Annotated in this window: 24 protein-coding genes; 17 read left to right on the top strand and 7 right to left on the bottom strand. The window is 68.1% G+C overall.

All coding sequences use genetic code 11. From position 1 onward, the window contains the following. Positions 1 to 419: 419 nt before the first annotated feature. The 5 genes from A5680_RS21575 (at position 420) to A5680_RS21555 (ending at position 5,563) form a co-directional block, all read left to right on the top strand. Positions 420 to 2,015, top strand: a complete 1,596-nt coding sequence (locus A5680_RS21575; RefSeq protein WP_067822970.1) for a class I adenylate-forming enzyme family protein — start codon at positions 420 to 422, stop codon at positions 2,013 to 2,015. After that, positions 2,002 to 2,775 (top strand): class II aldolase/adducin family protein, encoded by a 774-nt coding sequence (locus A5680_RS21570; protein WP_067822966.1) that lies wholly within the window; start codon positions 2,002 to 2,004, stop codon positions 2,773 to 2,775. The genes A5680_RS21575 and A5680_RS21570 overlap by 14 nt, the downstream gene beginning before the upstream one ends. A 133-nt stretch (positions 2,776 to 2,908) precedes the next feature. Beyond that, positions 2,909 to 4,177, top strand: a complete 1,269-nt coding sequence (locus tag A5680_RS21565; protein WP_067822963.1) for an amidohydrolase family protein — start codon at positions 2,909 to 2,911, stop codon at positions 4,175 to 4,177. A 94-nt stretch (positions 4,178 to 4,271) separates the two neighbouring features. Beyond that, positions 4,272 to 4,742: a GbsR/MarR family transcriptional regulator gene (locus A5680_RS21560; RefSeq protein ID WP_067822960.1), complete on the top strand. Its 471-nt coding sequence runs from the start codon at positions 4,272 to 4,274 to the stop codon at positions 4,740 to 4,742. Then, positions 4,739 to 5,563, top strand: a complete 825-nt coding sequence (locus A5680_RS21555) for a class I SAM-dependent methyltransferase (protein WP_067822957.1) — start codon at positions 4,739 to 4,741, stop codon at positions 5,561 to 5,563. Before A5680_RS21560 ends, A5680_RS21555 begins: the two co-directional genes overlap by 4 nt. Here the strand turns inward: A5680_RS21555 and A5680_RS21550 are convergent. Next, entirely contained in the window at positions 5,558 to 6,577 is a 1,020-nt protein-coding gene (locus A5680_RS21550; RefSeq protein WP_067822954.1) for a nitronate monooxygenase family protein, read from the bottom strand. The two genes, A5680_RS21555 and A5680_RS21550, sit on opposite strands and share 6 nt — an antisense overlap. Before the next feature lie 113 nt (positions 6,578 to 6,690). Here A5680_RS21550 and A5680_RS21545 point away from each other — a divergent pair, with 113 nt between their 5' ends. The 3 genes from A5680_RS21545 (at position 6,691) to A5680_RS25445 (ending at position 9,923) form a co-directional block, all read left to right on the top strand. Continuing rightward, positions 6,691 to 8,292, top strand: a complete 1,602-nt coding sequence (locus tag A5680_RS21545; RefSeq protein WP_067822951.1) for an arylsulfatase — start codon at positions 6,691 to 6,693, stop codon at positions 8,290 to 8,292. Then, positions 8,292 to 9,515, top strand: coding sequence for an FAD-dependent oxidoreductase (locus A5680_RS21540; protein ID WP_067822948.1), 1,224 nt, complete (start codon positions 8,292 to 8,294; stop codon positions 9,513 to 9,515). Before A5680_RS21545 ends, A5680_RS21540 begins: the two co-directional genes overlap by 1 nt. A 159-nt stretch (positions 9,516 to 9,674) precedes the next feature. Beyond that, positions 9,675 to 9,923, top strand: coding sequence for a hypothetical protein (locus A5680_RS25445; RefSeq protein WP_055401525.1), 249 nt, complete (start codon positions 9,675 to 9,677; stop codon positions 9,921 to 9,923). 50 nt (positions 9,924 to 9,973) lie between these two features. Here the strand turns inward: A5680_RS25445 and A5680_RS21535 are convergent, their stop codons facing one another. Then, positions 9,974 to 10,801: a sugar phosphate isomerase/epimerase gene (locus tag A5680_RS21535; protein ID WP_067822944.1), complete on the bottom strand. Its 828-nt coding sequence runs from the start codon at positions 10,799 to 10,801 to the stop codon at positions 9,974 to 9,976. A gap of 1 nt (position 10,802) precedes the next feature. After that, positions 10,803 to 11,405, bottom strand: a complete 603-nt coding sequence (locus A5680_RS21530; protein WP_067822941.1) for a preprotein translocase subunit SecD — start codon at positions 11,403 to 11,405, stop codon at positions 10,803 to 10,805. A 191-nt stretch (positions 11,406 to 11,596) separates the two neighbouring features. Between A5680_RS21530 and A5680_RS21525 the strand changes: the two genes are divergently transcribed. From A5680_RS21525 to A5680_RS21485, 9 genes are all read left to right on the top strand, one after another. Continuing rightward, positions 11,597 to 12,382 (top strand): VOC family protein, encoded by a 786-nt coding sequence (locus A5680_RS21525; protein WP_067822937.1) that lies wholly within the window; start codon positions 11,597 to 11,599, stop codon positions 12,380 to 12,382. Between the two features lie 19 nt (positions 12,383 to 12,401). After that, positions 12,402 to 13,274, top strand: coding sequence for a glycine betaine ABC transporter substrate-binding protein (locus tag A5680_RS21520; RefSeq protein ID WP_231977671.1), 873 nt, complete (start codon positions 12,402 to 12,404; stop codon positions 13,272 to 13,274). A gap of 111 nt (positions 13,275 to 13,385) precedes the next feature. Continuing rightward, positions 13,386 to 14,072 carry a TetR/AcrR family transcriptional regulator gene (locus A5680_RS21515; RefSeq protein ID WP_067822931.1) on the top strand — a complete coding sequence of 229 codons (687 nt, stop codon included), beginning with the start codon at positions 13,386 to 13,388 and terminating at the stop codon, positions 14,070 to 14,072. 230 nt (positions 14,073 to 14,302) lie between these two features. Next, positions 14,303 to 15,505, top strand: a complete 1,203-nt coding sequence (locus tag A5680_RS21510) for a cytochrome P450 (protein WP_067822928.1) — start codon at positions 14,303 to 14,305, stop codon at positions 15,503 to 15,505. Beyond that, a complete protein-coding gene (locus A5680_RS21505) occupies positions 15,505 to 16,341 on the top strand; it encodes a mycofactocin-coupled SDR family oxidoreductase (protein ID WP_067822925.1) in 837 nt (278 codons plus the stop codon). The genes A5680_RS21510 and A5680_RS21505 overlap by 1 nt, the downstream gene beginning before the upstream one ends. A gap of 23 nt (positions 16,342 to 16,364) precedes the next feature. After that, the gene (locus tag A5680_RS21500) at positions 16,365 to 17,333 is read left to right on the top strand and encodes an enoyl-CoA hydratase/isomerase family protein (RefSeq protein WP_067822921.1); all 969 of its coding nucleotides are present in this window, start codon (positions 16,365 to 16,367) and stop codon (positions 17,331 to 17,333) included. Between the two features lie 19 nt (positions 17,334 to 17,352). Then, positions 17,353 to 19,686, top strand: coding sequence for a CaiB/BaiF CoA-transferase family protein (locus tag A5680_RS21495; RefSeq protein WP_067822918.1), 2,334 nt, complete (start codon positions 17,353 to 17,355; stop codon positions 19,684 to 19,686). Continuing rightward, on the top strand, positions 19,683 to 20,447 hold the full coding sequence (locus A5680_RS21490; protein ID WP_067822915.1) for an SDR family NAD(P)-dependent oxidoreductase: 765 nt from the start codon (positions 19,683 to 19,685) through the stop codon (positions 20,445 to 20,447). Before A5680_RS21495 ends, A5680_RS21490 begins: the two co-directional genes overlap by 4 nt. A gap of 19 nt (positions 20,448 to 20,466) precedes the next feature. Beyond that, positions 20,467 to 21,816 carry a hypothetical protein gene (locus tag A5680_RS21485; RefSeq protein ID WP_231965111.1) on the top strand — a complete coding sequence of 450 codons (1,350 nt, stop codon included), beginning with the start codon at positions 20,467 to 20,469 and terminating at the stop codon, positions 21,814 to 21,816. Here A5680_RS21485 and A5680_RS21480 read toward each other — a convergent pair. From A5680_RS21480 to A5680_RS21465, 4 genes are all read right to left on the bottom strand, one after another. Continuing rightward, on the bottom strand, positions 21,796 to 22,677 hold the full coding sequence (locus tag A5680_RS21480) for an antibiotic biosynthesis monooxygenase (protein ID WP_067822911.1): 882 nt from the start codon (positions 22,675 to 22,677) through the stop codon (positions 21,796 to 21,798). The two genes, A5680_RS21485 and A5680_RS21480, sit on opposite strands and share 21 nt — an antisense overlap. Before the next feature lie 74 nt (positions 22,678 to 22,751). Then, positions 22,752 to 23,753, bottom strand: coding sequence for a VOC family protein (locus tag A5680_RS21475; protein WP_067823110.1), 1,002 nt, complete (start codon positions 23,751 to 23,753; stop codon positions 22,752 to 22,754). Positions 23,754 to 23,773: 20 nt separating this feature from the next. Continuing rightward, a complete protein-coding gene (locus A5680_RS21470) occupies positions 23,774 to 24,619 on the bottom strand; it encodes an alpha/beta fold hydrolase (protein ID WP_067822908.1) in 846 nt (281 codons plus the stop codon). A gap of 11 nt (positions 24,620 to 24,630) precedes the next feature. Beyond that, entirely contained in the window at positions 24,631 to 26,178 is a 1,548-nt protein-coding gene (locus tag A5680_RS21465) for a bifunctional 3-(3-hydroxy-phenyl)propionate/3-hydroxycinnamic acid hydroxylase (RefSeq protein WP_055401497.1), read from the bottom strand. Positions 26,179 to 26,260 lie beyond the last annotated feature (82 nt).

Raw genomic sequence — 26,260 nt, 5'->3', positions numbered from 1 at the left:
AAATCCCTAGTCCAACAACGCAATTGCCCTCCCTGCGGCGAGAAACACACTGGAGAGATCGTGAAGATTCGACAAGCCCAGCCCGTGGCCGCGGTTTGCGGTGTCTTCGCAGCGCTCGTCCTGGCGTTCGGTTGGTCCGACGCCGGCATGGTCACCCGGGCCGCGAACCCCACGTCTTCGTCCCACGTGGCGCCGGCGCCACCGCCCGCTCCGGGCGGTGCCCTGCCGGTGCAACCCGCCGGCGGGGGCGGCTGCATCATCGGCCTCAACTGCGGGTGCACGCGCAACTGCCATAAGCCGCGCCCCCGTCCTCCGGGTCCCGTTAGCGACCCGCAACACGACGCACCCGCGCCGGCCCCGGAGAACCCCTAGCGGCGATTGGCGCACGGGCCCGTCCATGGCTTTCCTATGATCGGCTCATGCAGACACCGTCCTCGCCGGCGTTCACCGACGAGGACGTGGCCCGCTTCCACGCCGCCGGCTGGTGGTCCGACACGACGTTGTCGGATGCGGTGCGCCGCAACGCCGAACGATCACCGGGTCGTCGCGCGTACGTCGACCATCCGGGTGAGTCACTTACCTGGAGCGAATTCGACTCCGCCGCAACGGACTTAGCCCGGCGTTTGGTCGGGGCCGGGGTCGCGCCCGGCGCTCGGGTGGCGGTGTGGCATGGCGATTCCGCCGCCCTGCACGTGTTGTTCGTGGCGATCGAGCGGTGCGGGGCCGTCGTCGTCGGCGTCGGCGCGCGCGCCGGAGCCCGCGAAGTCGCCGCGATACTGCGCAGCTCGCAACCGAAGATTCTGATCAGCGACTCCCAGCGCGGCGGTGCCGCGACTGCGGTTGCCGACGAGCTTTCGCTGCCCGCGCTGGTTTTGGGCGCCGAGGCCCCGCGATTGGACGGTGAGCCGAAGCCGCTCACGGCCGAATGTCGGCTCGGGCCCGACGACGTCTTTTTGATCAACTCCACCTCCGGCACCACCGGCCTGCCCAAGTGCGTGGTGCACACCCAGAATCGTTGGCACTATTTCCACCAGAAGGCCGTCGCCAACGGCCTGCTGACGCCGGAAGACGTTTTTCTGCCGGTCATCCCGACGCCATTCGGCTTCGGGCTGTGGACCAGCCACACCACGCCGATCTACCTCGGCGCCACCGCGGTCATCCTGCAGCGGTTCAGCACCGCGGCCACCTGCGAGGCGATATCTCGCCACCGCGCCACCGTATTGTGTTGTGTCAGCACCCAATTGACCATGTTGATGGCGGATCCCGCCACGCCCGGCTACGACCTGAGTTCGCTGCGCGTGGTGTTCACCGGCGGCGAGGCGCTGCCGTACCGCCCCGCCGCCGAGTTCGAGGAGCTGACCGGCGCCACGATTCTGCAGTTCTACGGCTCGAACGAAACCGGGATGCTCAGCGCGACCACCGTCGACGACCCGCGGGAACGCCGGCTGCGCACCGGCGGCCGGATCGTCCCCGAGATGGCGGTCCGGCTCTTCGACGGGGAACGGGACGTGACCGCGTCGGGGCGCGGCCAGCCCGCGTGCCGCGGTCCGGCGACCAGCCTCGGCTACCTGGGCGGGACCGATCACGACAAGCTGTTCACCCGCGACGGCTGGATGCGCATGGGCGACATCTGTGAAATCGACTCGGACGGCTACCTGACCGTGACCGGGCGAACCTCCGACTTCATCCTGCGCGGCGGCAAGAACATCAGCGCGACCCAGGTCGAGGACGCCGCCACCACCCACCCCGCCATCGCGGTCGCGGCGGCGGTCGCGATGCCCGACCCGTTGTTCGGCGAAAGGGTTTGCCTCTACACCGAACTCGTCGACTCGGCCACCATCGACCTGCCCGAGCTGCGCGATCACCTGTCGGGGCTGGGCGTGTCGAAGGAGCTCTGGCCGGAGCGGCTCGTCGTGGTCGACGAGCTGCCGCGGTCCTCGGGCGGGAAGGTTGCCAAAGGCCGGTTGCGCGAGGATATTCGAGCCAGAACGGAGGCCGAAGATGACCGCTCCTGATCCGCGCCGCGGCGGCCTGGAGGTGTGGGCGCCGTCGGTGGTCCCGCCCATCGGGGTCGAGCTGACCGACGAGCAGGCCCTCGCCGTTGCCTTCCGGCACCTGGCCGGCATCGGATTCGCCGAGAACATGGCCGGACACATCACCTGGCAACCGGACGGGCAGACGCAGATGCTGGTCAACCCGTGGGGTCTGTGGTGGCAGGAGATCACCGCGTCCGACATCTGCGTGGTCGACGACGGAGCCCGGGTGCTGCGCGGCCGGTGGGACGTCACCCCGGCCATCCACATCCACACCGAGCTGCACCGGGTCCGCGACGACGCCCGGGTGGTGATTCACAACCATCCCTACTACGTGTGCGTGCTCGCCGCGTTGGGCCGGCTGCCCGAATTGGTGCACCAGACCGGTTCGCTGTTCCTCGACGACCTCTGCCTGGTGGACACCTACGACGGCGAGATCGACACCCCGGCTCGGGCGGCCGAACTCGCGGCCCGCATCGGCTCCGCCAACCTGACCATCCTGGTCAACCACGGCGTCATCGCGACCGGCCGCAACCTGCCCGAGGCGGTCTACCGCGCGGCGTCCATCGAGCGGGTGTGCAAGCTGGCCTACGACGTGCTGCTCACCGGCAAGGAACCGGTGTCGATGAAGTGGTCGGACATGGCGGGCATGCAGCGGTCGCTCGTCGAACGCGCCGCCGACGTGTATTGGGCGGGGGCGGCCAGGATGACCATCAAGGCCGATCCCGACGTGCTCACGTGAACACCGTCAAGTGTGCATCCAGGGCGTCGGGCGTGCGCTCAGGGCGAAATTCGGGCTGGATTCCCGCCCTGGGCTCACGCCGGAAGCCCTCGCCGCACGCTACACGCACGCTGTCCGGCAAGGAGATTGACGAGTGAAATCGATCGACGAGCTGGCCGCCGACCTGAACTTCACCACCGCAAAGACCGGCGGGCAGCGCTCGGTGACGTTCCTGCCGGATCCGCCGCGCTCGCCGCGGCGGTACACGGTGATCTCGGTCGACGATCACATCGTCGAGCCGCCCGACACGTTCACCGGCCGGCTGCCGCGCAAGTTCGCCGACCGGGCACCCAAAGTCGTGGACACCGATGCCGGGGGACAGACGTGGGTCTACGACGGGCGGGAACTGCCCAACGTCGGGTTCAACGCCGTCGTCGGCCGGCCGGTGGCCGAGTACGGCTTCGAGCCGGTCCGTTTCGACGAGATGCGCAGGGGCGCATGGGATATCCACGAGCGCGTCAGGGACATGGACCTCAACGGCATCTACGCCTCGCTCAATTTCCCGTCGTTTCTGCCGGGATTCGCCGGCCAGCGCCTGCAGCAGGTGACCAGCGACCGCGACCTGGCGCTGGCCTCGGTGCGCGCTTGGAACGACTGGCACCTCGACGTGTGGGCGGGCTCCTACCCCGAACGCATCATTCCATGCCAATTGCCGTGGCTGCTGGCCCCCGAGCTCGGCGCGCGGATGATCTACGAGAACGCCGAGCGCGGTTTCCACGCCGTCACATTCAGCGAGAACCCCGCGATGCTGGGGTTGCCGAGCATCCACTCCGGCCACTGGGACCCGATGATGGCGGCGTGCGCCGAGACGGGCACCGTCGTCAACCTGCACATCGGGTCGTCGGGCTCCTCGCCGTCCACCACCGACGACGCCCCGCCGGACGTGCAGGGCGTGCTGTTCTTCGCCTACGCCATCTCGGCGGCCGTCGATTGGCTGTACTCGGGCCTGCCCAGCCGGTTCCCCAACCTGAAGATCTGCCTGTCGGAGGGCGGTATCGGATGGGTGGCCGGGTTGCTGGATCGCCTCGACCACATGCTCAGCTATCACGCGATGTACGGCACCTGGCAGGCCCTCGGCGAAAGCCTGACTCCCGCGGAGGTTTTCACCCGCAACTTCTGGTTCTGCGCGGTGGAGGACAAATCGTCGTTCGTGCAACGCGACCGGATCGGCGTGGACAACATCATGCTGGAGGCCGACTACCCGCATTGCGACTCCACCTGGCCCCACACCCAGCAGACGATCCACGAACAGATCGGTGACCTGCCGGCCGACGTGATACGAAAGTTCAGCTGGGAGAACGCCTCTCGCCTGTATCGGCACCCGGTGCCGACGGAAGTGCAGCGTAACCCGGACGCGTTCTGATCCCGCGGGCATCGCCGTCGCCGCAAGCGCCCCTCCTTGACCGGCATACATTGCGTAAACTACGTTCAGTATGTACTAAACGTAATGGAGAATCATGTCGCCGGAAGAGTCCGAGTTCGTCGACCGCCTCGGGCTGTTCTTCGAAATGCTCGGTGCCACCCGGACCATGGGCCGGCTATACGGGTGGCTGCTGATCTGCCACCCGCCCGAGCAGTCCTTGACCCAGCTGGCCGACGCGTTGTCGGTCAGCAAGGCCTCCATCAGCACCGTCGCCCGGCAGCTCCTCGAGGGCGGCATGGTGGAGCGGTTGCCCAGCCCAGACCGTCAACACCTCTACCGGGTCACGCCGGGCGGGTTCACCAGCGTTTTGGGAACGCAGCTCTCGCTGATGCGGCTGGGCATCGAACCCGCCGAGTTCGCGCTTTCCGTGCTGGACGAGGACCGGGCCGAGCAGCGGCAGCGCGTCGAGGATTTCCGCGATTTCTGCGAGTTCTGCACCGATGCCTACCGCGAGAAGCTGATGCAGATGTGGACCGAATATCGGGCGGCAAGGAGGAAGCCATGACCTCGACGGAGAAGGTCGACTTCACCGCCGTGCCGTGGGGCTCGGTGGAGTGGACAAACCTCGTAACGCTGTACCTGCGCGCCCACGAAAGCCGCTCGCGCCGGCCTATTTTGGGCGATAAGGCGGCCGCGGAAGCGGTGGAGCGCATCGACTACGACTTCAAGCGAATCCATCGCAGCTCGCTGCCGGCGTCCAACCAATACCTGGTCGCGTTGCGGGCCAAGCGACTCGACGACTGGTGCGCCGACTTCCTGCGGCGTCACCCCGACGCGGTGGTGCTGCACCTGGGCTGCGGGCTGGACGGCCGCGCGTTCCGGCTCGCCGTGCCGCCATCGGTTTCCTGGTTCGACGTCGACCAGCCCGGCGTCATCGAGCTCCGGCGCCGGCTCTACCACGACACCGAGCGCTACCGCATGATCGGCTCGTCGGTGACCGACCCGCGGTGGCTGGAGCAGACGCCGACCGGGCGCCCCACGCTGGTGATCGCGGAGGGCCTGCTGATGTATCTGACGGAGGGCGAGGTTCGCCGGCTGCTGCTGCGCCTAACCGACCGATTCGGCTGCGGCGAAATGCATTTCGACACGCTGTCGACGCTGGCGCCGTTGCTGTCAAAGGCGTTCACCAGGGGCATCATCAAATGGGGCATCCGCGACGCTCGGGCGCTTCAGGCATGGAACCCGCGGCTGCGGCTGCTCGAGCAGACCTCGACGCTCGCCGGCTACCGACAGATCGACTCGACGCCGGTGCGGCTGATCTATCAGGTCATGTGGGTGGCGGGCGCCCGCAACTACGACGTGCTCAATCGCTTCGAATACTCATAGGTCGGAAGCCAGCCGCCGCAGAATCACCGAGGTGGGCTCCGCGGTGGCGTTCCGGTACCCGGTGCCCGCCCACAGGTGGACGTAGTCGGGCTTGCCCGCCGCGGCCGCGGCCTTACGCAACGGGCTGGTGAGGTAGTGGATGGCCGGATAGCCCAGCGGCGCCTGCGCCTCGTGGGCGTCGATGAAGGCGTTGCGCAGACCGCGGGCGGGGCGGCCGGTGAAGGCGTGCGTGAGGACCGTCTCGGTGTACGCGGGATCGGTCAGCGCCGCCCGGTGCGTGGCGGAGGCGCCGCTCTCGTCCGCACGCAGCAGCACCGTTCCCACGGCGGCCGCGGCGGCTCCCGCGCGGATCACCTCGGCGACCGCGGCGGGGGTGGCAAGCCCGCCGGCGGCGATCACCGGCAGCGGCACCGCCGCGACGATCCGTTCGACCAACTCGGCGATCGGCACCGGCGTCAACGGCTTCCGCGGCGAGAGCGTGCCCGAGTGTCCGCCGGCCGTCGCCGCCTGCACGGCGAGCGCGTCGACCCCGGCGTCGCGCGCCTGCACCGCCTCCTCGGGCGTCGTCACCGTCTGCGCCACGACGCTGCCGGCCTTATGCAACGCGGTGAGGACGCTGCGCGGCGGGATACCGAAGGTGAACGACACCAGCGGAACCGGGTCGTCGAGCAGCAGCGCGACCTTCTCGTCGAACTTGTCGGTGTCCTCGATCGGGTCCGGCGGCAGGCTCAGCCCGAACTGATCGGCGTCGCGCTGCACGATCGCGGCGTACGTCCGGTAGCTCGCGGGGTCGACCGGCAGCGGGTTGGGCGCAAAGAGGTTGATACCGAAAAGGATTCCCTCCGAGCGAATCTGTTTGAGCTCGGCCTCGACGGCCTCCACGGTCTTGTAGCCGGCGGCGAGCATGCCGAGGCCGCCCGCGCGGGTCGCGGCCGACACCATGGCCGGGGTGGTCGGCCCGCCCGCCATCGGGGCGGCCACCAGCGGAATGGACGTTTCGAACGGTGCCAGCATCTCAAGCCCTCCCGACGACACAGTGCGGGCGCGGGTAGCGCCGCCCCGAGAATAACGACGGCGCGACGCGGCAGCATTCCGCCCGGGCTCCGCACCTGGCAGGATGCTTCAGCGTGAAGCGGCCCAACTTCCTCGTGATCGTGGCGGACGACCTCGGTTTTTCCGACATCGGCGCCTTCGGCGGCGAAATCGACACGCCCAATCTCGACCGGCTCGCGCACGCGGGCATCCGGTTCACCGATTTCCATTCCGCGCCGGCGTGTTCGCCGACCCGGGCGATGCTGATGACGGGCACGGACCACCACATCGCGGGCATCGGCACTATGCTCGAGGTCGCCGGCCCCGCCTTCCGCGGCGCGCCCGGTTACGAGGGTTATCTCAACGACCGGGTGGTGGCGTTGCCGGAACTGCTGCGCGACGCCGGATACCTGACGCTGATGTCGGGCAAGTGGCACTTGGGCGCCACCATCGAGACGTCGCCCTGGGCCCGCGGGTTTGAGCGCTCGTTCGCGTTGCTGCCCGCGGGGGCCAGCCACTTCGGTGGCGGCGGGGCGCGCAGCTTCTCGCCCGTACCAACGCTTTACACCGAGGACGATCAATTCGTCACCGTCGGCGACGACTTCTACTCGTCGGACTTCTACACCGACAAGCTGTTGCAATACTTCGGCGAACGCGCACCCGACGACGACCGGCCGTTCTTCGCGTATCTGCCCTTCCAGGCCCCGCACTGGCCGCTGCAGGCGCCGGACGAATCCATCGCGAAATACCGTGGCCGCTACGACGCCGGGCCGGACGCGCTTCGCGACGAGCGACTGGCGGCGCTCAAGAAGCTGGGCCTGTGCCCGCCGGATGTCGAGCCGCACCCGGTCGTTGCGGACGGCGCGCCGGAGTGGGCCGACATGACCGACGAGCAGCGGGCGGTGTCGGCCCGCAGCATGGAGGTCTACGCCGGGATGGTCGACCGGATGGACTGGAACATCGGCCGGGTCACCGATTACCTGTCGGAGCGCGGCGAGCTCGACGACACGGTCGTCATCTTCCTGTCCGACAACGGCGCCGAGGGCGCCATCGTCGAGGCGATGCCGCTGCACGGTCCGCGAATCGCCGCCCAGATCGAAAAGCATTGCGACAACAGCCTGGACAACCTCGGCCGGCCCTCCTCGTTCATCTGGTACGGGCCGCGATGGGCGCAGGCGGCCACCGCGCCGTCGCGCCTGCACAAGGCGTTCACCACCGAAGGCGGGATCCGCGTGGTCGGGTTCGCCACCTGGGGGGGCTTTGAGCGGCAGCGGCAGATCGGCACCGCGTTCAGCACGGTCATGGACATCGCCCCCACGGTGCTCGAACTGGCCGGGGCCGTTCACCCCGGCACGGTCTACCGCGGGCGCGAGGTGGCGCCCGTCCGCGGCCGCTCCCTGGTGCCCTATCTGTCCGGCGGTGCGGAGGCGGTCCACGACGCCGACACCGGCACGGGCTGGGAGTTGTTCGGCCGCCGGGCAATTCGCCAGGGGGACTGGAAGGCGCTGCACCTGCCCGCACCGTATGGTCCGGGCGACTGGCAACTGTACGACCTCGCGTCGGATCCGGGCGAAATCCACGACCTCGCCGGCTCGCGCCCCGAGAAGCTGGCCGAGCTGTTGGCGCTCTGGGACCGTTATGTCGCGGAGGCCGGTGTGATCCTCGATCCCGTCTCGGTATTCGATGTTGAATTCTGATGGCTGACAACACGACATGCGCGATCATCGGCGGCGGCCCGGCCGGCATGGTGCTCGGGCTGCTGCTGGCCCGGGCGGGCGTGCAGGTCACGCTGATGGAGAAGCACGGCGACTTCCTGCGCGACTTCCGCGGCGACACGGTTCATCCGACCACCATGCGCCTCCTGGACGAGCTCGGCTTGTGGGAACCCTTCTCGGCCTTGCCTTTTACCGAGGTGCGCACCGCGAAGCTCGAATCCAACGGGCGATCGGTGACCTATGTCGACTTCGAACGGTTGCGCCAGCCCCACCCCTTCGTCGCGATGGTGCCGCAGTGGGACCTGCTCAATCTGCTCGCCGATGCGGCCCAGGCGGAACCGAACTTCTCGCTGCGGATGAACACCGAGGTGAACGGGCTGTTGTGGGAGGCCGGCCGGGTCGCCGGGGTGCGCTACCGGGGCCCCGACGGCGAGGGCGAATTGCGGGCCGAGTTGACGGTTGCCTGCGACGGCCGCTGGTCGGTCGCCCGCCAGGAGGCCGGGCTCAAGGCACGCGAGTTCCCGGTGAAGTTCGACGTGTGGTGGTTTCGGTTGCCGCACAAGGAAGACGTGGAATACTCGTTCCTCCCTCGCCTCGGTCCGGGCAAGGGTCTTGCCGTGATCCCGCGCGAACGCTATTTCCAGATCGCCTATTTGGGGCCCAAGGGCACCGACGCCCAGTTGCGGGCGCGCGGCATCGAAGCGTTTCGGCAGGACGTCGCGGAGTTGCTGCCCGACATGCCCGAGTCGGTGGCGGCGCTGCAATCCATGGACGAGGTCAAGCATCTGGACGTGCATGTGAATCGGCTGCGCCGCTGGCACACCGACGGGTTGCTGTGCATCGGCGACGCCGCACACGCGATGTCGCCGCTCGGCGGCGTCGGCATCAACCTGGCGATCCAGGATGCGGTCGCGGCCGCGACCATCCTGGCCGAACCGCTGCGACGGCACCGCGTCGGCGACCGCGACCTCGCGGCGGTGCACCGCCGGCGCGTCCTGCCCACCGTGGTGACGCAACTCGTGCAGCAGGTGCTGCACCGCATGTTGCTCGGGCCGTTGCTGCGCGGCGCCGACCCCACGCCGCCGTCGGCCCTCCTGGGCCTGATGCGACGGCTGCCGTGGCTCTCGGTCGTGCCGGCCTACTTCGTCGGTGTCGGGGTGTTACCGGAGCACGCGCCGGCGTTCGCCCGCCGCCCAAACGGCTGACCGCCACGGCGAGGTCACCCTAGGCGCGGGGGCGGTTTGAGACTTCGCTGGCGGGGGTAATCTTCTGGCGACAATTTGGGGGTCGTGAGATCGGTCCATCCCCGCACACCGCGGAGTTCCCGATGGGGAAAGCCACGGGACCGAGAGGAGGCCAGCAGAGTGAACGTCAAGAAATTCGCAGGTAAGACCGCGATCGTCGGCGCGTTGAGCGCGGCGGCGCTCGGACTTGGTACGGGTATGGCGCAGGCGCACCCGGGTCCGTGGCCGCCGCCGGTTCCGCCGGGCCCACACGTCGTGGACAACGGTCATTGGAACCCGCTGCCGCCCGGACAGGTCAAGCAGATTTGCCCGTGGCAATCGCCGCCCGGGCAGTGGATCGGCGGCCCGCACGGGGTTCCCTGCACGTAGTTCGACCCGGCTGACGTCCGCCCCGTCCTGTGCGGGGCGGACGCGCCGCTTCAGGGCATCTCGGACAGCAACCGACGCGCCGCCTCGACGCATGGTCGCAGCCGGTCGATCGGGCTGACCCCGGACAACGCCAACGACCGTCGCGGTACCTCGATCTCGATCACGATGTCGGGCGGGAGCACCGAAAGGATGTCGCGCAGGGGCAGTTCGCCCTCACCGGGCACCATGCGCTCGAACATGGCTTCCTCCATGTAGTTTTCGCTGCGCGGGCGCAGCGTGGCGTCGTTGAGTTGGGCGTACCCGATGCAAGCCGGGTCGATCGCGGCGAGATCGGCGGCGCCCGAACCCGAGCGCACCAGATGCATGGTGTCGATCAGCAACCGGAAGTCGGGGCGTCCGACATGTCGCAGGGCGGCCAGCGCGGTCGGCAGGTCGCCGACGGTCAGGCCGGGCACCGGTTCGACAAGTGACTCGATATCCCGTTGGGCGGCAAGCGCAGTCAGGGCGCCGAACTGGTCGACGCTGCGCGAAAGGTCCGGGTCCAGGCTGACGACATTGATCCGCGGAACTCCGAGCTCGGCTAGGACGTCGAGATCGCCGGCGAACGCGCCCACGTCGGCGCCGGGGAGCACGAGGAACCCGTCGCCGAGTGAAATGGTCACGCCGCGGTCATTCATCGCCGCCACCAGGGTTTTCCGCAGGGCGGCGTCATCCTTGAGCGAGAAGCGCGGATAGCCGAGCGGCACCAACGGCATTCCCTGCAGCGCGGCGGAGACGTAACGACAGCCCAGATCCGCCGCCAGGTTGACCAATTCCACTGGGGGAAGGCCGAACACGCTGAGCATGCCGATGCCGAGCCGGTCGGTGCCCGTTGTCATGTCAGGATGGCCGGCCGGCCAGTTGCGCCAATTGCGCGGCGCCCTGGGTGGTTTGGGTCGTCAGCGCGATGCGCCCGGACGTGACCTGATCCTCGATTATCGGCGCCTCCAGAACGAGATTGCCGCGGACGAAGGCCACGTGGTCCTGCAGGTGCGCGGCGGTGTATGACGCCCACGCCGCCGCCGATGGTGGGTCCAGGATCAGGGTCACCTCGTAGAAGTCGGCCGTCAGCGCCTTCGGCGGATCGACGTGTATCAGCCCGAGCTGCATGGACTCCGGGCCCAGCATGTACAGCGTGGTCCGCCCGATGTCGCACGTGGTGAGGGCATCGGTCGGGGCCACCGGTCGATTCGGGTCGGTGGCGGGGCACTTCTCCGGGCTGGTCGGCTGCGATTTGGTCACCGGGCGTACGGGCAACGGCGCGATTTTCACGATCGGCGCGGGTGGCGTGGCGGGCGTGGGCATCGTGGTGGTGGCGCCGGCGCTCGAGGTGGTGGGTGTGGCCGCCTGCCGCGCCGAGTGGCAGCCGCACAACAGCGTCGCAAGCAGGCCGACGCACGCGAGTCGGGCGCCCGCAGTGATGTGCACTCGGCGTTGAACCATTCGGCCATTGTTCCAGTCGTCGTCCGGCAGCCGGTTTCACCCGCGCCGGCGCGCGTGCGCTTGGCGGTCCACGCCCCCGCCGTCCCGGGGGTGGCGAAAGCCCAATCCCGGGAAGCGCGGCGGGCGTTCGATCGCCGTCCCCGCATCTCGATTCGACCTGCGTGCGCGATTCGCCTGGGTAGGCTGCGCGGATGGGAGCGCGCACCGGGTATGCGGAGGGGACGTTCAGCTGGGTCGACCTCGCTACGACGGACCCGGAGGCCGCCACAGCGTTCTATGGGACGCTCTTCGGCTGGACGCCGGACGAGCGGCGCATGGCGAACGGCGGCGCGTACACGGTGTTGCGCCGCGAGCAGCAGGAGGTCGCCGCGCTCTATGCGCTCCGCGCGACCGACCCCGCCGGTGCTGAGCCACGCTGGAACTCGCACGTCTCGGTCGCCGACGTCGACGCGGCGGCCGCCCGCGCCCGTGCGCTGGGGGGCGCCATCCTCGAAGGGCCGCTGGATTTCGGAGACCGAGGGAGGTTGGTGGTCGTGCGCGATCCGCACGGGGCCGTTATCCACCTCTGTCAGCCCGGCCGGCACTTCGGCGCGACCCGTGTGAACGAGCCCGGATGCCTGACGTGGAATGAGCTTGCCACCCCGGATGTCGATGTCGCGATCGCCTGGTACCGCCGGCTGTTCGGCTGGCGCATCGAGTTCCTTGCGGGCATGCCGGTGCCCTACTGGGTGATCCGTGTGGGAGCGCGCGACAACGGCGGGCTGCGCGGTCTGACGGCGGCCGACGCCGGGGGGCCGTCGCGCTGGCTGCCCTACTTCGTCGTGGCCGACGTCGCCGAGGCTGGCGCAACCGCCGTCGCCAACGGCGGCGCCGTTCTCTCGGGTCCGACGGAGCAGCCGAAGGGCAGCTTCAGCGTCCTGAGCGATCCCCAGGGGGCGAGCTTCCTGGTCTTCGAAAGCGACAAGCTCGACCCGTGAACGAGCGGAGCCGGACGTGATGGTGGCCGAGACATTGGTGTTCGGCTCTGGTCCCGAATGTCCAAGCGAACTGCTCTGTTTGCCGCTGCTGCGCGCGCGGTATGGGCTCACCTTCAAGAAGTTTCGTGTCACCGATGCCGGAGGGCCGCGCACCGTCGACGCGCTGCAAACCGGAGCGATTCAGGTGGGCGTGCTCTTCACGACCGATCCACGCCTCCTCGCCGGCGACTTCGTACTGCTCGAGGATGACCGGCACGCCCAGCCCGCCGAGAGTGTGACGCCGATCCTGCGCGACGAGTTGCGCGTGACTTACGGAGCACGCCTCGCCGCGACGATCGATGCCGTCAGCGCGGAACTCACGACCGAGCGCCTCGCCGAGCTCAATCGCCGCGTCCTTCGCGGCTCACCTCCCGCGGCGGCGGCGGCTGAATTCCTCGCCGAGCGAGGGAACAACCCGACGCCGCGCGAATCGCGAAGAGACCGGCCGCCGATCGTCGTCGGCTCGGCCAACTTCGCCGAGAGCGTGACCGTGGCGGAGCTCTACGCCCATGCGCTCGTGGACGCCGGCTTCCCGGTCGAGCGGCGGCTGGGAATCGGCAACCGCGACACGTACTTTCCGCTGCTCCGCGACGGCGCGGTAGGACTCGTCCCCGAGTATGTGGGTAGCCTCCTCGCTTATCTGGACGGGGGCCGGGGCGGGATCTCGGATCCGCACCAAGCCCATGCAGTGCTCGCCCGGGCGCTGCAGAAAACGGGGCTCGTCGCTCTGCGGCCGGCGCCGGCCGAGAACAAGAACGGCATCGTGGTGACCGCCGCGACCGCGGCGCGCTACGGCCTGACGAGGATCAGTGATCTCGGCCGGGCGATCGAGGATGCGGACGTGGGCGGTTAGCCGTTTGGCTCGGCGGTGCACCCCCGCTCCCTTGCCAAAAAGCGTCCGGCGTCCCGGGTTGCCAAACTTTGCCGACACTACGAATATAGAGTAGCCTCTCATTCCAAGACAATGGACAAACGCCGTAAGCCCAATCCCGGGGAGCGCCGCCGCGACTTATGCGACGCGGCGATTCAGCTGCTGGCCGACGACGGGGCCAAGGGATTGAGTCATCTCAAGGTCGATCGCAAGGCCGGCGTGCCCGACGGCACCACGTCGTTCTACTTTCGCACCCGCTCCGCGTTGCTGCGCGCCGTGGCCGAGCGGCTGGCCGAGCTCGATCTCGCCGACCTGAAATCCGTTGCCGACGACTCCGACGGTCGGGGCAACAACCCCTCGCCCTCGCGGCTGTCCCAGGTGGTCATCCGATCCGGCAGCGAGCCGCAATTGTTTCGGACCAAGGCCCGCTACGAGCTCACCATGCAGGCCGCCCGCGACCCGTCGCTGGCCGCGATCCTGCAGCGGGCCACCGACGAATTCACCAAGCTGCACCGCGAGATTCTGGTCCAGCTCATGCCGCACGGCGCGGACTTGGACCCCGCCGTCATCGAGGACCTGAGCAACGTGACGCTGACGTTCATCAACGGCCTTCTGGTGCGCTTCGCGCACGGCGACCGGGTCGTCGACAGTCCCGAGCAACTCGACGGGATCCTGTCGGCCATCGCGGCAGGCATTCTTCGTAGTTCCCACCGCGGCCGGCTGACCGGCGCCGAAGGGCAGCGCCCCGCCGGCGAGCGCCGGGCCACGGCGCTCGGATGACCGCGCCTGGATCGACGGCGAGCCGCGCGGCATGGGGTCTTGCCAGACCATTCGCCGTGTGGTTCTCTACGAGAATAGAGTTAGGCCACACTGACGGGCCGATTTCAGCCCAGCCCGTGCACACGTCATATAGCAAGGCAATTAAGCGGAGTGTATAAATTGCCCGACCCGGATCCGGTGCTGCCAGGCGGTGGGGATGTCCGGTAACCGGCAGCCGTAGGAGGGATTTCGTGACGACGAGCACCGACAGCCACGTGCGATTCGATCCGTACGACGTCGAGCTGATTGCCGACCCGTATCCCATGTTCAAGCGCCTGCGCGACGAGGCGCCGCTGTATTACAACTCCGAATACGATTTCTACGCGCTGAGTCGATACGCGGATGTGAACAAGGCGATCGTCGACCACGCCACCTACAGCTCCGCGCGGGGCGTGATCATGGAACTGATCAAGGCCAACCTCGAAATCCCTTCGGGCATGCTGATCTTCGAAGACCCGCCGATCCACGACGTGCACCGCAAGCTGCTGTCGCGCATGTTCACGCCCCGCAAGATCGCCGCGCTGGAGCCGATGATCCGCGAGTTCTGCGCGCAATCGCTGGATCCGCTGGTGGGGTCGGGGCGGTTCGACTTCGTCACCGACCTGGGCGCCATCATGCCGATGAAGGTGATCAGCGCCCTGCTCGGCATCCCCGAAGAGGATCAGGAATACATCCGCGACCGCGGCAACGCCCAGTTGCGCACCGAGCCCGGCAAGCCGATGAGTGTCGCCGAACACGGCCTGTCGGTGGGCGAGCAGTTCGAGGCCTACATCGACTGGCGCGCCAACAATCCGTCCGACGACATCATGACCGAGCTGCTCAATGTCGAGTTCGTCGACGAGACCGGCACCACGCGGCGGCTGAGGCGCGAGGAGATCCTGGTGTACCTCAACGTGGTGGCGGGGGCGGGAAACGAGACGACCACGCGTCTGATCGGTTGGGCGGGCAAGGTTCTCGCCGAACATCCCGATCAGCGTCGTGAACTCGTCGAGAACCCTGCACTCATCCCGCAGGCCATCGAGGAGCTGCTGCGCTTCGAGCCGCCCGCACCGCACATGGCACGCTATGTCACCCGCGACGTCAGCATCTACGACCAGACGGTGCCGGAGGGCAGTGTCATGCTGATGCTGCTCGGGGCGGCCTGCCGAGACGAGCGGCAATTCGGCCCCGACGCAGGCGAATTCAACATTCACCGCCCGGCCCGGCCGCACCTCACGTTCAGCGTCGGTGCCCACTTCTGCTTGGGCTCGGCGCTGGCCCGGCTGGAAGGGCGCGTCGCGCTCGAGGAAATCCTCAAGCGCTTCCCGGAGTGGGAGCCCGATATGACGAACGCAAAGCTCAGCCCGACGTCGTCGGTGCGGGGCTGGGAAACCCTGCCCACCGTGGTGCCCTGATGACGGGCCGCGTCGAGGGCAAGGTCGCGTTCGTCAGCGGCGCCGCCCGCGGCCAGGGCCGCAGCCACGCGGTGCGCTTGGCGCAGGAGGGCGCCGACATCGTCGCGATCGATGTCTGCGGCCCGATCGAGAACCTGGCCTACCCGCATTCGACGCCCGAGGACCTGGCCGAGACGGCCGACTTGGTGAAGGCCCAGGACCGGCGCATTGTCACCGCGCAGGTCGACGTCCGCGACTACGCGGCGCTGAAATCGGTGGTGGACGCGGGTGTCGAACAACTCGGGCGCCTCGACATCATCGTCGCGAACGCCGGCGTGGGGACCGATGGCAGGAAGCTGCACAAGATCCGTGAGAACGTCTGGCAGGACATGATCGACATCAACCTGACCGGGGTTTGGCACACGGTCAAAGCGGGTGTGCCGCATATCCTTTCGGGTGTCCGCGGCGGATCGATCGTGCTCACCAGCTCGGTCGGCGGGCGCAAGGCGTACCCGAACACCGGCCATTACGTCGCGGCCAAGCACGGCGTGATCGGCCTGATGCGCGCCTTCGCCGTCGAACTGGGCCAGCACATGATCCGGGTCAACTCGGTGCTGCCCACCCAGGTCAGCACCACGATGGTGATGAACGACAACACGTTCCGGCTCTTCCGTCCGGACCTGGAAAACCCCGGTCCGGAGGACTTCGCCCCCATCTCCCAGATGATGCACACGCTGCCGGTGCCCTGGGTGGAACCCGCGGACATCAGCAACGCGGTGTTGTTCTTCGCCTCTGACGAATCGCGTTATGTCACTGGCGTTTCGCTTCCCGTCGACGCGGGCAGCTTGCTCAAATAGCGCCAATTCAGGAGGAGAAGACGATGCCCGAATACGACTACGAAGAACTGAAGAAGGAAGCCGAGCAGTACATCAAGTTCGAGAAGGACAAGAAGAACCGGATCGCCTACATCACGTTCGATCGTCCCGACGCGCAGAACGCCACCACCCTGGGCATGCGGCAGAACTATGCCGACCTGATCCACAAGTGCAACGTCGACGACGACGTGAAGGTCGTCGTGATTCGCGGCGAGGGCGAGGATTTCGGCAGCGGCGGGGACCTGCCCGAACAGCGGCCGATGCTGGAGAACCCGGGCCTGCCGCTGCTGCACGAGCTCGCGATCAACGACGACGACGTGAAGTACCCGCCCGGCGGATCGTATCGCTACCTGTCGACCGTCACCGACTTCTACGCCAAGGCCCGCGCGGGTAACCGGCCGCTGCAGGAGTTGCGCAAGATCAGCATCATCGAGGCCAAGGGTTACTGCTACGGCTGGCACTTCTACCAGGCTGGCGACGCCGACCTGGTGATCTCCAGCGACGACGCCCTCTTCGGGCACCCGGCCTTCCGCTACGTGGGCTGGGGCCCGCGGCTGTGGTGGTGGGCCGAGACCATGGGTCTGCGCAAGTTCTCCGAAATGCTGTTCACCGGGCGCCCATTCAGCGCCAAGGAGATGTACGACTGCGGCTTCGTCAACAGCGTGGTGCCGCGGGACAAGCTGGAAGCCGAGACGGAGAAGTACGCGCTGGCGTGCTCGCGCTCCCGCCCGACCGACACCGTCGCGGTCCAGAAGACCTTCCTGGAGCTCTACAAGCAACACAAGGGCGAATACTTCGGCAGCCTGCTCACCGGGATGGTCGAGGGCATGCTGCCGCTGATCACCAACGACGCGCAAGAGGTCGACCTGACCGAGGGCACCTTCGAAAAGGGCCTGAACAACGTCGTCAAGGACAACGACCTGAACTTCCCGCCGGAGTGGCGCCTGAGCCGCTCGGGGCGCGCCAAGCCCTGACCGCCTTGGGAGAGCTCGCATGTCGGCGCTGACGGGTTTCCGGGTCGTCGAGCTGGCCGGGTCCGTCGCGGGGGAGTACTGCGGAAAGCTGTTGGCCGACTTCGGCGCCGAGATCATCAAGGTCGAGGCGCCGGAGCGCGGCAGCCCGACGCGGGCGATGGCGCCCATCCTGGCCGACGGTCGCGACGGCAGCGGGCTGTTCGCGTACCTCAACACCAACAAACGGTCGGTGGTGCTGGATCTCGGTTCGGCCGCCGGCGTCGAGACCCTGCACCGGCTCATCGGCACCGCGGACGCGGTCATCGACGACCGCGACGACGACTGGTCACAGCGACATCCCGATGTGGTGTTCTGTTCGATCACCCCGTTCGGGCGGGGCGCGGCCGCCGAGTTCGGCAATGCCAAGAGCATCAACGTCTTCCACGCCAGCGGTTGGGGATACCACACGCCCAGCCACCCGGATCCCGCCAAACCGCCCCTGCAGGGGCCGGGCCGGTTCCTGGCCGACTACGAAGCCGGACTTGACGCCGCGCTCTGCGTCGCGGCGTCGCTCTTCGGGCGCCTGCACAGCGGCCACGGCGAGTCCATCGACCTCTCCGCGCAGGCCGTGCTGGCCTCCCGCGCCGACTGCATCCTCGGCCGATTCATCACCGGCGAGGTGACCGCGCAGGGTCACCGAGGCGACTACGACCAGGCCGGCCCCGCAGCGTTTTTCGCGTGCGCCGACGGTTACGTCTACCTGTACATGACCAGCCTCGCCCATTGGGTGGGCCTGAAGGAACTGCTGGGTCACCCGGACTGGCTGGGCGCGTTCGAGGACGATTGGCTGGAGTTCTCCGTCACCGCGGAGAAGGTCGCGGCATTTCGGCGCGGCTTCGCGGCGTGGGTCCGGGACCTCGCCAAGGACGAGGCGTCCGACCGGGCGCAGCGCCTGGGCGTGCCGCTCGTGCCGGTGAACGGCGCCGCGGACCTGCACGAGTCGGCGCAGTACCGCCACCGGGGGTTCTTCCAGCCGGTCAGGCACCCCGTGCTGGGCGACGCGGCGTATCCGACGGTGCCCTACAAATTCAGCGCCACCCAGGCCCGAATCACCTCCGCCGCACCGACTCTCGGCCGGCACAACCGGCAGGTGCTGGACGGCGTCGACACGCCGCGCCCTCGGCCGCGGGTCGCGTCCGCGCAACTCAAGCCGCCCCGGGAGCCGCGCGGCGGCCCACTGCAAGGGGTGCGGGTCGTCGAGCTCACCAAGGTGTGGGCCGGCCCCTACGCGGGCAAGCTGCTGGCCATGCTGGGCGCCGAGGTCATCAAGGTCGAAACCGCGGGCAGCCCCGAGGAGATGCGCGCCTACGGCGGGACCGACATCGACCACGCGCCGTACTTCTTGAGCATCAACCCCGAAATCCTCAGCGTGGACCTTGATATCAAGTCCGCGGAGGGCATGGCCAGTCTGCGCGAGTTGATCGCCCGCAGCGACCTCGTCATCAACAACCTGCGCCCTGGAGCGATGGAACGCCAATGCCTGGGATATTCGGCGCTCACCCGGATCAAGCCGGACATCGTCTCCGTGTCGATCAAGATGTGGGGCAATGACGGACCGCTGGGCCACCAAACCGGCTACGCGCCATGCTTTGCCGCCCTGGCGGGCGTCGCCTCGCTGGTCGGCTATCGCGGTGGGCCGCCGCTCGGAACGAGCATGCGCTACGGTGATTCGACCGTAGGCGCGGCGGCGGCGTACGCGGCCGTGGTGGCGCTGCTGCATCGCGAACTCACCGGCACCGGGCAATTCGTGGACCTCTCGGCCGTGGAGACACTGTCGTCGATGATCGGCGACCGCCTGCTCGAACAGGCGCTGACCGGGCGGCCGCTCGGCCCCGACGGCAACGATCACCCGGACATGTGCCCGCACGGCTGCTACCCCTGCGCGCACGGCGCCTGGATCGCGGTGGCCGTGGCCGACGACGGGCAGTGGCGCGCGCTGTGCGACGTGCTCGGCGCCGAATCCCTGACCCGGGAGCGACGCTATGCCACCACTAGCCAACGGCGTTGTCACGCCGAAACACTCGACGCCGAGCTCGCACAGCTCACCCGAAACCACGATGCCGAGCAACTCGCCCACCGCCTGCGCGCGGCGGGGGTCCCGGCTTGCAAGAGCGCCACCTCGGTCGACGTCATCGGCGACCAGCGGCTGTGGGACCGCGAGCTGTATCGGTTCGTCAGCGATCACCGCGAGGGCCAGCGGCCGATCGTCGGGCCGCCCTGGCGCATGGCGCGGAACCCGGCCCGCATCGCCCGGGGCGCACCGGACCTGGGCGAGCACACCGAGTACGTGCTACACGAGATACTGGGCACATGACGGGGACACTTGCACGCACCACGGCCTTGGTCACCGGCGCCAGCAGCGGCATCGGCGCGGCGACGGCCAAGGCGCTGGCCGCCGAGGGCGCGGCGGTGGCACTGCTCGCGCGGCGCGCGGACCGGCTCGCCGAACTGACGGCCGACATCGAATCCGCCGGTGGCACAGCGCTGGCCGTGACCGCCGACGTCACCGACGCCGAACAGGTGGCAGCGGCCGTGCAGCGCATGGTCGCGGAGTTCGGCCGGCTCGACACCGTGGTCAACAACGCCGGCTTGATGCAATCCGGTCCGGCGGCCGAAGCGTCGCTGCGGGACTGGGACGCCATGGTGAAGGTCAACGTGCAGGGAGTCCTGTATGTCACCCGCGCGGCGCTCCCGCACCTGATCGACGCCGCGGCCGACTCGCCGCGCGGGGTGGCGGATGTGGTCACCATCAGCTCGACCGCCGGTTGGGTCGCCCGACCCAACACCGCCGTCTACTCGCTGACCAAGTTCGGGGTGAACGCCTTCAGCGAGGGGATTCGCCAAGAGGTGCTAGGCAAGCGGGTGCGGGTCGGCGTCGTGGGCCCCGGAACGGTCGACACGGAGATCTTCAGCCACCTCGCCGAGCCGTCGCGGGAGGCGTTCGAGCGCCAGACCGCCGGCATGGTCAAGTTGCGTCCGGAGGACATCGCCGACGCGGTGCTGTTCATGGTCACGCGTGATCGCCGGGTGGCCGTCAATCACATGTTGGTGCGAGCGGCCGAACAAACCTGGTAATCAATTGACTTCGCATTGGGTGGTCGGGGACCACTACGGGTTGGCGTTTCCGGCTGACGCGGCGGCGCTGTACGCCGGCGGGCCGCGCTTTCTCACCGAGGCGTTTCTCGCCTCGGGGGCGATGCGGGACAACAGTGTCAGTCGCGTCACCGATTTCCGCGAGGTCACCGGGGGCAGCACCGGCCGAAAAGTCACGCTATCGGTCGAATACGCCAAGCCCGCACCGAACCTGCGCACAGATTTGTTCGTCAAGTTCTCGCGCGACTTCGACGACCCGGCGCGCGATCGCGGCAAGACACAGATGGAGCCGGAGGTGCGGTTCGCCGCGCTGGCTAGGGCGCCGGGTTTTCCAATCGCGGTGCCCGAGCCGCAATTCGCCGACTATCACCGCCGCAGCGGCACCGGGATCCTGATCACCGAGCGGATTCGATTCGGCGACAACGGAATCGAGACCCAATACCACAAGTGCCTCGACTACGAGATGCCCCGGCCCGTCGAGCATTACCGCGCGCTGCTCACCGCGCTGGCCCGGCTCGCCGGCACCCACCGGTCCGGACGGCTGCCGGCCGCATTGACCGAACACTTCCCGCTGGACGTGGCCGCGGCGACGGTGGGGGAGCGCGCGCCACTGTCGGCCGACAAGCTGGAACGCCGGGTGGACCAACTCGCCGAATTCGCCCGGACCCGGCCGGGGCTGCTTCCCGCATGTTCGCCGGAACTCCTCGCACGCCTGCGTGACGATGTGCCGCGTGTGGCGCGTCACGAGCACACGATCGCGGGCCTGCTGGCTGGTGACTCCGACTACGTCGCCCTGTGCCACTGGAACGCCAACATCGACAACGCGTGGTTCTGGCGCGACACGGGCGGCATTCTGCGCTGCGGCCTGATGGACTGGGGATGCGTCGGGCAGATGAACCTGGGCATGGCGATCTGGGGAGCCATGTCCGGCGCCGAAACCGGGTTGTGGGAGTCCCACCTCGACGAGCTGCTGGAGCTGTTCGTGGCCGAGTTCCGTCGTTGCGGCGGGCCAGAACTCGATCCCACGCGGTTGCGCCGGCACACGCTGCTGTATGCGGCGTCAATGGGCGCCGCGTGGCTCCTGGGCGTGCCCGCGTTGATCGGCAGGCGATTCGAGGCCATCCCGGACAGCCGCGAGCACCCCCTGATCCGCGACGACGAGAGCGTGCGGGCACCGCTGCAGATGCTGTCGAACCTGTTGTTCGTGTGGGAACGGCACCGCGTGGGCGTGCTGCTCGATGACATACTCGCCGATGGCGGCATGATGGAGTCCGCCCCACCGGCGCGTTGCCCCGACCGTCCCATGCGGCCCGACCTTTCGGCCGATGAGTTAGGTCAGCCACCCTCGTAGCGCACGGGTGATCAGCGGCATCACGAGCCATGTCAGGATCGCCACGTTCGCCACCGCGGTCAACGGCACCACGGCCCACAATGGAAGGTCGGGGACGGTCGACTGGCGGACGGCGGTGACCAGAAGTGATACCGGTATCAATCCGGCGATCACGGCGATCGCTTGTTTCCATTGTTTGGGTGCCGCGCCCGGCGGGCTAAACCAGCCGGCGTAGCCACCGACGACGTTGACGGTTCGCTCGCTTTCGGTCAGCGCCGACATGGCGCGCAGAATGTCCCGGCGTTGCGCAGACCTCATCCAGCGGTCGAGATCGTCGCGCGTGTGAAACGTCAGCAGTGCCACCGTGTCCGGTTGAGCGCCCGCGACGGCCGGGATGAGTTGGTGGCGGATAAGACCACCCAGCGCGCCGGCGGCCGCCACGGCATTCTCGTGGAGCTCGCGGTGGGCCTTTTCGGCTCCCTGGCGTAAACGGACAGCACTGATCAGGGTGACGCTATCGGTTCGGGGTTGAACGATGCGTTGCTCTATAGGCCGATCCACAAGATATGCGTCGCATTCAGCGATCAAGGCCGCGCGCTGTGCAGAGCACAGCCACGCATCAAGGTCTCGTTCTGACCGAAACTGATAGATCACCACCCACTCGCACGGGTGGTTCTCGTCGGGTGGCTGCACGCTCATGCCGATGTAACCGGAAGACCGCTCGATTGCCCGGCGCAGGCGGCGCAGCCAGCGTCGAAACCGCCGGTGTTCGTTGTCGGTTACTCGCCGCGATATGACCACGGTGGCATAGCCGGGACCGTGGGACGTCACCGCGCCGGCTTCTCGTTCCAGATGTGCGATCGCGGCGTCCGCGCCATTCATCGACGACTCCTTACACGTCCGGGACCGAGGCGGCGGCGTTGGCGCTCATGACGGCACTATCCACCTCGCTTACCTCAGTCGTCGGCGATCGGCGGGGAACTGAGCGCGGGGACCGTCGCTTCGCGGTGCACCGCCGACCTCGCCGCCACGGCGAACATCTCGAGCTTGTCGACCACCGTCTGCCCCTCCGGCTTGTGCCCCCAGATGCTGATGCCCTGGTGGGTCGTCGGCTTCCAGACGGACTCGTCGACGACGATCGGGTTCCAGCCGACCTCCCACTCGAAGCCCGACGGGGTCATCGCGTAGTACGACAGTTCCTTGTCGTTGGTGTGCTGCCCGACCGACATCGTCATCTCGAAACCCAGCGCGTTGACGCGCTGATACGACGTCACCATGTCGTCGAGCGTGGCGACTTGGACGTTCACGTGTTGCACCCGCGTGCGAATCGGGTTGACGGGCAACATATTCACGGATGCGATCGCCACGGAGTGGTGACGTTCGTTGACGCGCAGGAAGCGGACCTTCAGCTTCAGGCCGTTGATCGTCTCGTCGATGTAGTCCGACAGGCGCGCGTTGAACACGTGGTCGTAGTAGCCCCGCATGTCGTGCGGCTTCTTCGTGAAGATCGCCACGTGGCCCAGGCCCCCCGCGCCGGTGACGAACCCGCTGCCCGGTATGTCCAGCGCCAGCGGCGCCGTGCGGGCGGTGGTGTACACCTCCTGGGCCAGCCCGTTGGGTCCGGGGAACCGCAGGAAGCGCTCCACGCCGCGGAGCTTGGCGTCGTCGTCGGAGCCGTCCACGGCCGGCACGCCGTGGTCGGTGACCCGCCGGCAGATTTCGTCGAAGGTGGCGTGGTCATCGAGATGCCAACCGAGGGCGACGACGTCCTCCGCCGGCCCCCGCCGCAGCAGGAAGCGACATTCGTTGGCGTCCAAGCGAAACCGCATCGTGTCGGGCAGCATCTCGTCGAGGTGCATGCCGATCGCGTCGCGCCCGAAGCGCTTCCAGTCGGCGAACTTGTTGGTTTCGATCACGACATAGCCCAGGTGGACGTTGCCGAAGATGTCAGTGGTCATGGGGTTCTCCTTAAAGATGGTCATGCCGTCAGAAACGCGGTGGTGACGGCGTTGAAGAAGTCGGCGCGTTCCCACTGGACCCAGTGGCCCGTCTTCGCCGTGATGAGCACGTCGGCGTTGGGCATCCGCTCGCCCAGCATCGCCGCGCCGCTGGGCTTGTTGACCTTGTCGTCACGTCCCCAGATAACGAGCGTCGGGGTGGCCAGGTGCTTGAGCCGGCGGTCGCGGGTGAAGTCCATGCGCCACAACGCCTTTGGGCTCGTCGGCCGTTGCAGGGGCGGATTGGCGACGACCTCGGGCTCGATCGACGACTGGTAGCGCGACTCGATCAGGGCCTCCGGGACGGATTCGCCGTCGTACACCAGATACGAGCGGATGAAGGTGCGCAGCTTGTCGGGGCTGGGCCCGTCGCCGCCGTAGTACGACAGCAGGCTTTTCAGCCCCGCGGTCGGCAGCCCACGGCTCGTCCCGACACCGCCCGGGCCCATCAGCACGAGTTTGTCGACCCGATGCGGGGTGTCCAGGGCGAGGCGCAACGCGCACGCCCCGCCGTAGGAGTTGCCGACCAGATGCGCGCGCTCGATGCCGAGTTGGTCGAGCATCCCGCGGATGTGATCGGCCAGGAATCCGAACGGGTCGTCGCGATCGACGCCCTTGGACGAGCGGCCGTAGCCGGGCATGTCGGGGACGATCACGCGGAAGTTCTCGGCCAGCGGCTCGATGTTCTTCGAATAGTTGGACACGCCCGATGCGCCCGGCCCGCCGCCGTGCAGGAGGACCACCGGTGGGCCGTCCCCAGCCTCGACGAGGAAGATGTCTTTCCCGTTGACGCGCACGGTGCGCTCGATCATGGTGTTGCTGGTCATCAATTCGCTCCTTAAACCTTCAGCCCGGCCGGGGGCCCCGGCAACCGCTGGTCTTCCTTTGCGGCGGCGTACACGAACCCGTCGGGCCGCACCACCACCACCGACGCGCCGCGCTTGTCGAGCCAGCGCGTCAGAATGCCGTCGGCGTCCACGACGCTGTCCGCGCTCGGAACGGCGCCGGGCACAAGGATTTTCAGGACGGGGACACCCGCCTCGCGCCACTCCCGAAGATCGGGGGCCGGCCCCAGGTGCAGCACGGTCCAGCGGCCGCCGATGACGTCGTCCAGGCGGACGGCGTCACCCTTCTCCTCGACCACCCACGGCTGCTGGATGAGCCAGCCGACGGCACCGTTTCCGTTGTGCGCCAACAAACCCTTCTGGTAACGCGCGTCGGGCAGCCAGCGGTGCTGGCGGAGCCAGGACGTGAACCCCGGCACCTTGCTCGCGGTGCGGAAGAAGTGGTTGCGCACGGCGGCGCGCCGCGGGTCGCGCTGGATGATCAGCTTGCCCGTCTTGACCGCGCGGTTGGTGACCTCCTTCACGTGTGGCATCCGCTCGGCTTGGTAGGTGTCCAGCACCGACTCGGGCAGCGACCCGTTGAGCACCGCGGCCAGCTTCCAGCACAGGTTCGCGACGTCGCGGACACCGGCGCACATGCCCTGACCGATCCACGGCGGCATCGCGTGGGCGGCATCGCCGGCCAGGAAGACGCGGCCGACGCGCCACCGGTCGGCGAAGCGGACGTGGTGGCTGTAGCAGGCGAACCCGAGGATCTTCACGTTGTCGGGCGAAATGCCCTGCCGCCTCAGCACTTTCCAGATCGCCTCCTCGGAGAGGAGGTCCTTCTCATCCTCCTCGTCGCGCACCGGGAACTCCCACCGGTGATGGCCCAGCGGGGTGGGGCAGTCGACGGTCGGCCGTTCGGGGTTGCAGTGAAAGCGCAGCCGGTCGTGGCCGGGCCATTCCTTGAGCACCTTGGTGTCGATGACGATCCAGCGCTCCCCGTAGGTGCGCCCGCTGAAACCGATGCCCAGCTGCCCGCGGATGAAGCTCGACCCGCCGTCCGCGGCGATCACGTACGACGCCCGGATCCGCCGGAACTCGTCGGCGCGAAGATCGGCCAGCATGAGTTCGACGTGCTCGTCACGCTGGACCACCCGTAGGCACTCGTGCTCGAGCATCACCGTGACGTTGGGGAAGCGGTCCACCCCCTCGCGCAGCACCTTCTCAAGCGCGGGTTGGTAGATGAACTGCTGGGGCGGGTGGCCGTTGCCGCGCGACACGGGCAGGAGCCGCACGAACGGCACGCCATTGGCGTCGACGAAGTTTGCGCCGTTGCCGGGCTGCATGTCGGCATTGAGCCGGTCGGCCAGGCCGACCTGTTGCCAGATGCGCACGACCTCCTCGTCGGTCGAGATGGCCCTGGCGCGCGTGTAGATGTTCGGATCGCGCTCCACGACGACGACCTTGAGGCCCAGCTGGCCGAGCAGGTTGGCGGCGGTGACACCGACCGGCCCGTACCCGACGATCGCTACGTCATAAATCGGTTGGTCTGACATGAGGGGAACCTTCGGAGGAGAGGTTGTTAATGTAGTGCTCCATACAGTAAGCTCTCGATAGCGTGATCGTCAACACCTGAGA

The sequence above is a fragment of the Mycobacterium sp. E2989 genome, from assembly GCF_001667595.1.
Lineage (GTDB): Bacteria > Actinomycetota > Actinomycetes > Mycobacteriales > Mycobacteriaceae > Mycobacterium.
Note: the sequence above shows the minus strand (reverse complement) of the source record. Positions and strands in the feature narration are given on the sequence as shown.

Excerpts from the sequence above, each read along its gene's own strand:
- A5680_RS21540 (WP_067822948.1), top strand. The coding sequence starts at position 8,292 with ATGGCTGACAACACGACATGCGCGATCATCGGCGGCGGCCCGGCCGGC.
- A5680_RS21515 (WP_067822931.1), top strand. The coding sequence starts at position 13,386 with ATGGACAAACGCCGTAAGCCCAATCCCGGGGAGCGCCGCCGCGACTTA.
- A5680_RS21525 (WP_067822937.1), top strand. The coding sequence starts at position 11,597 with ATGGGAGCGCGCACCGGGTATGCGGAGGGGACGTTCAGCTGGGTCGAC.
- A5680_RS21500 (WP_067822921.1), top strand. The coding sequence starts at position 16,365 with ATGCCCGAATACGACTACGAAGAACTGAAGAAGGAAGCCGAGCAGTAC.
- A5680_RS21495 (WP_067822918.1), top strand. The coding sequence starts at position 17,353 with ATGTCGGCGCTGACGGGTTTCCGGGTCGTCGAGCTGGCCGGGTCCGTC.
- A5680_RS21530 (WP_067822941.1), bottom strand. The coding sequence starts at position 11,405 with ATGGTTCAACGCCGAGTGCACATCACTGCGGGCGCCCGACTCGCGTGC.
- A5680_RS21550 (WP_067822954.1), bottom strand. The coding sequence starts at position 6,577 with ATGCTGGCACCGTTCGAAACGTCCATTCCGCTGGTGGCCGCCCCGATG.
- A5680_RS21480 (WP_067822911.1), bottom strand. The coding sequence starts at position 22,677 with ATGAATGGCGCGGACGCCGCGATCGCACATCTGGAACGAGAAGCCGGC.
- A5680_RS21535 (WP_067822944.1), bottom strand. The coding sequence starts at position 10,801 with ATGACAACGGGCACCGACCGGCTCGGCATCGGCATGCTCAGCGTGTTC.
- A5680_RS21505 (WP_067822925.1), top strand. The coding sequence starts at position 15,505 with ATGACGGGCCGCGTCGAGGGCAAGGTCGCGTTCGTCAGCGGCGCCGCC.
- A5680_RS21560 (WP_067822960.1), top strand. The coding sequence starts at position 4,272 with ATGTCGCCGGAAGAGTCCGAGTTCGTCGACCGCCTCGGGCTGTTCTTC.
- A5680_RS21520 (WP_231977671.1), top strand. The coding sequence starts at position 12,402 with ATGGTGGCCGAGACATTGGTGTTCGGCTCTGGTCCCGAATGTCCAAGC.
- A5680_RS21475 (WP_067823110.1), bottom strand. The coding sequence starts at position 23,753 with ATGACCACTGACATCTTCGGCAACGTCCACCTGGGCTATGTCGTGATC.
- A5680_RS21555 (WP_067822957.1), top strand. The coding sequence starts at position 4,739 with ATGACCTCGACGGAGAAGGTCGACTTCACCGCCGTGCCGTGGGGCTCG.
- A5680_RS21575 (WP_067822970.1), top strand. The coding sequence starts at position 420 with ATGCAGACACCGTCCTCGCCGGCGTTCACCGACGAGGACGTGGCCCGC.
- A5680_RS21570 (WP_067822966.1), top strand. The coding sequence starts at position 2,002 with ATGACCGCTCCTGATCCGCGCCGCGGCGGCCTGGAGGTGTGGGCGCCG.
- A5680_RS21490 (WP_067822915.1), top strand. The coding sequence starts at position 19,683 with ATGACGGGGACACTTGCACGCACCACGGCCTTGGTCACCGGCGCCAGC.
- A5680_RS21470 (WP_067822908.1), bottom strand. The coding sequence starts at position 24,619 with ATGACCAGCAACACCATGATCGAGCGCACCGTGCGCGTCAACGGGAAA.
- A5680_RS21465 (WP_055401497.1), bottom strand. The coding sequence starts at position 26,178 with ATGTCAGACCAACCGATTTATGACGTAGCGATCGTCGGGTACGGGCCG.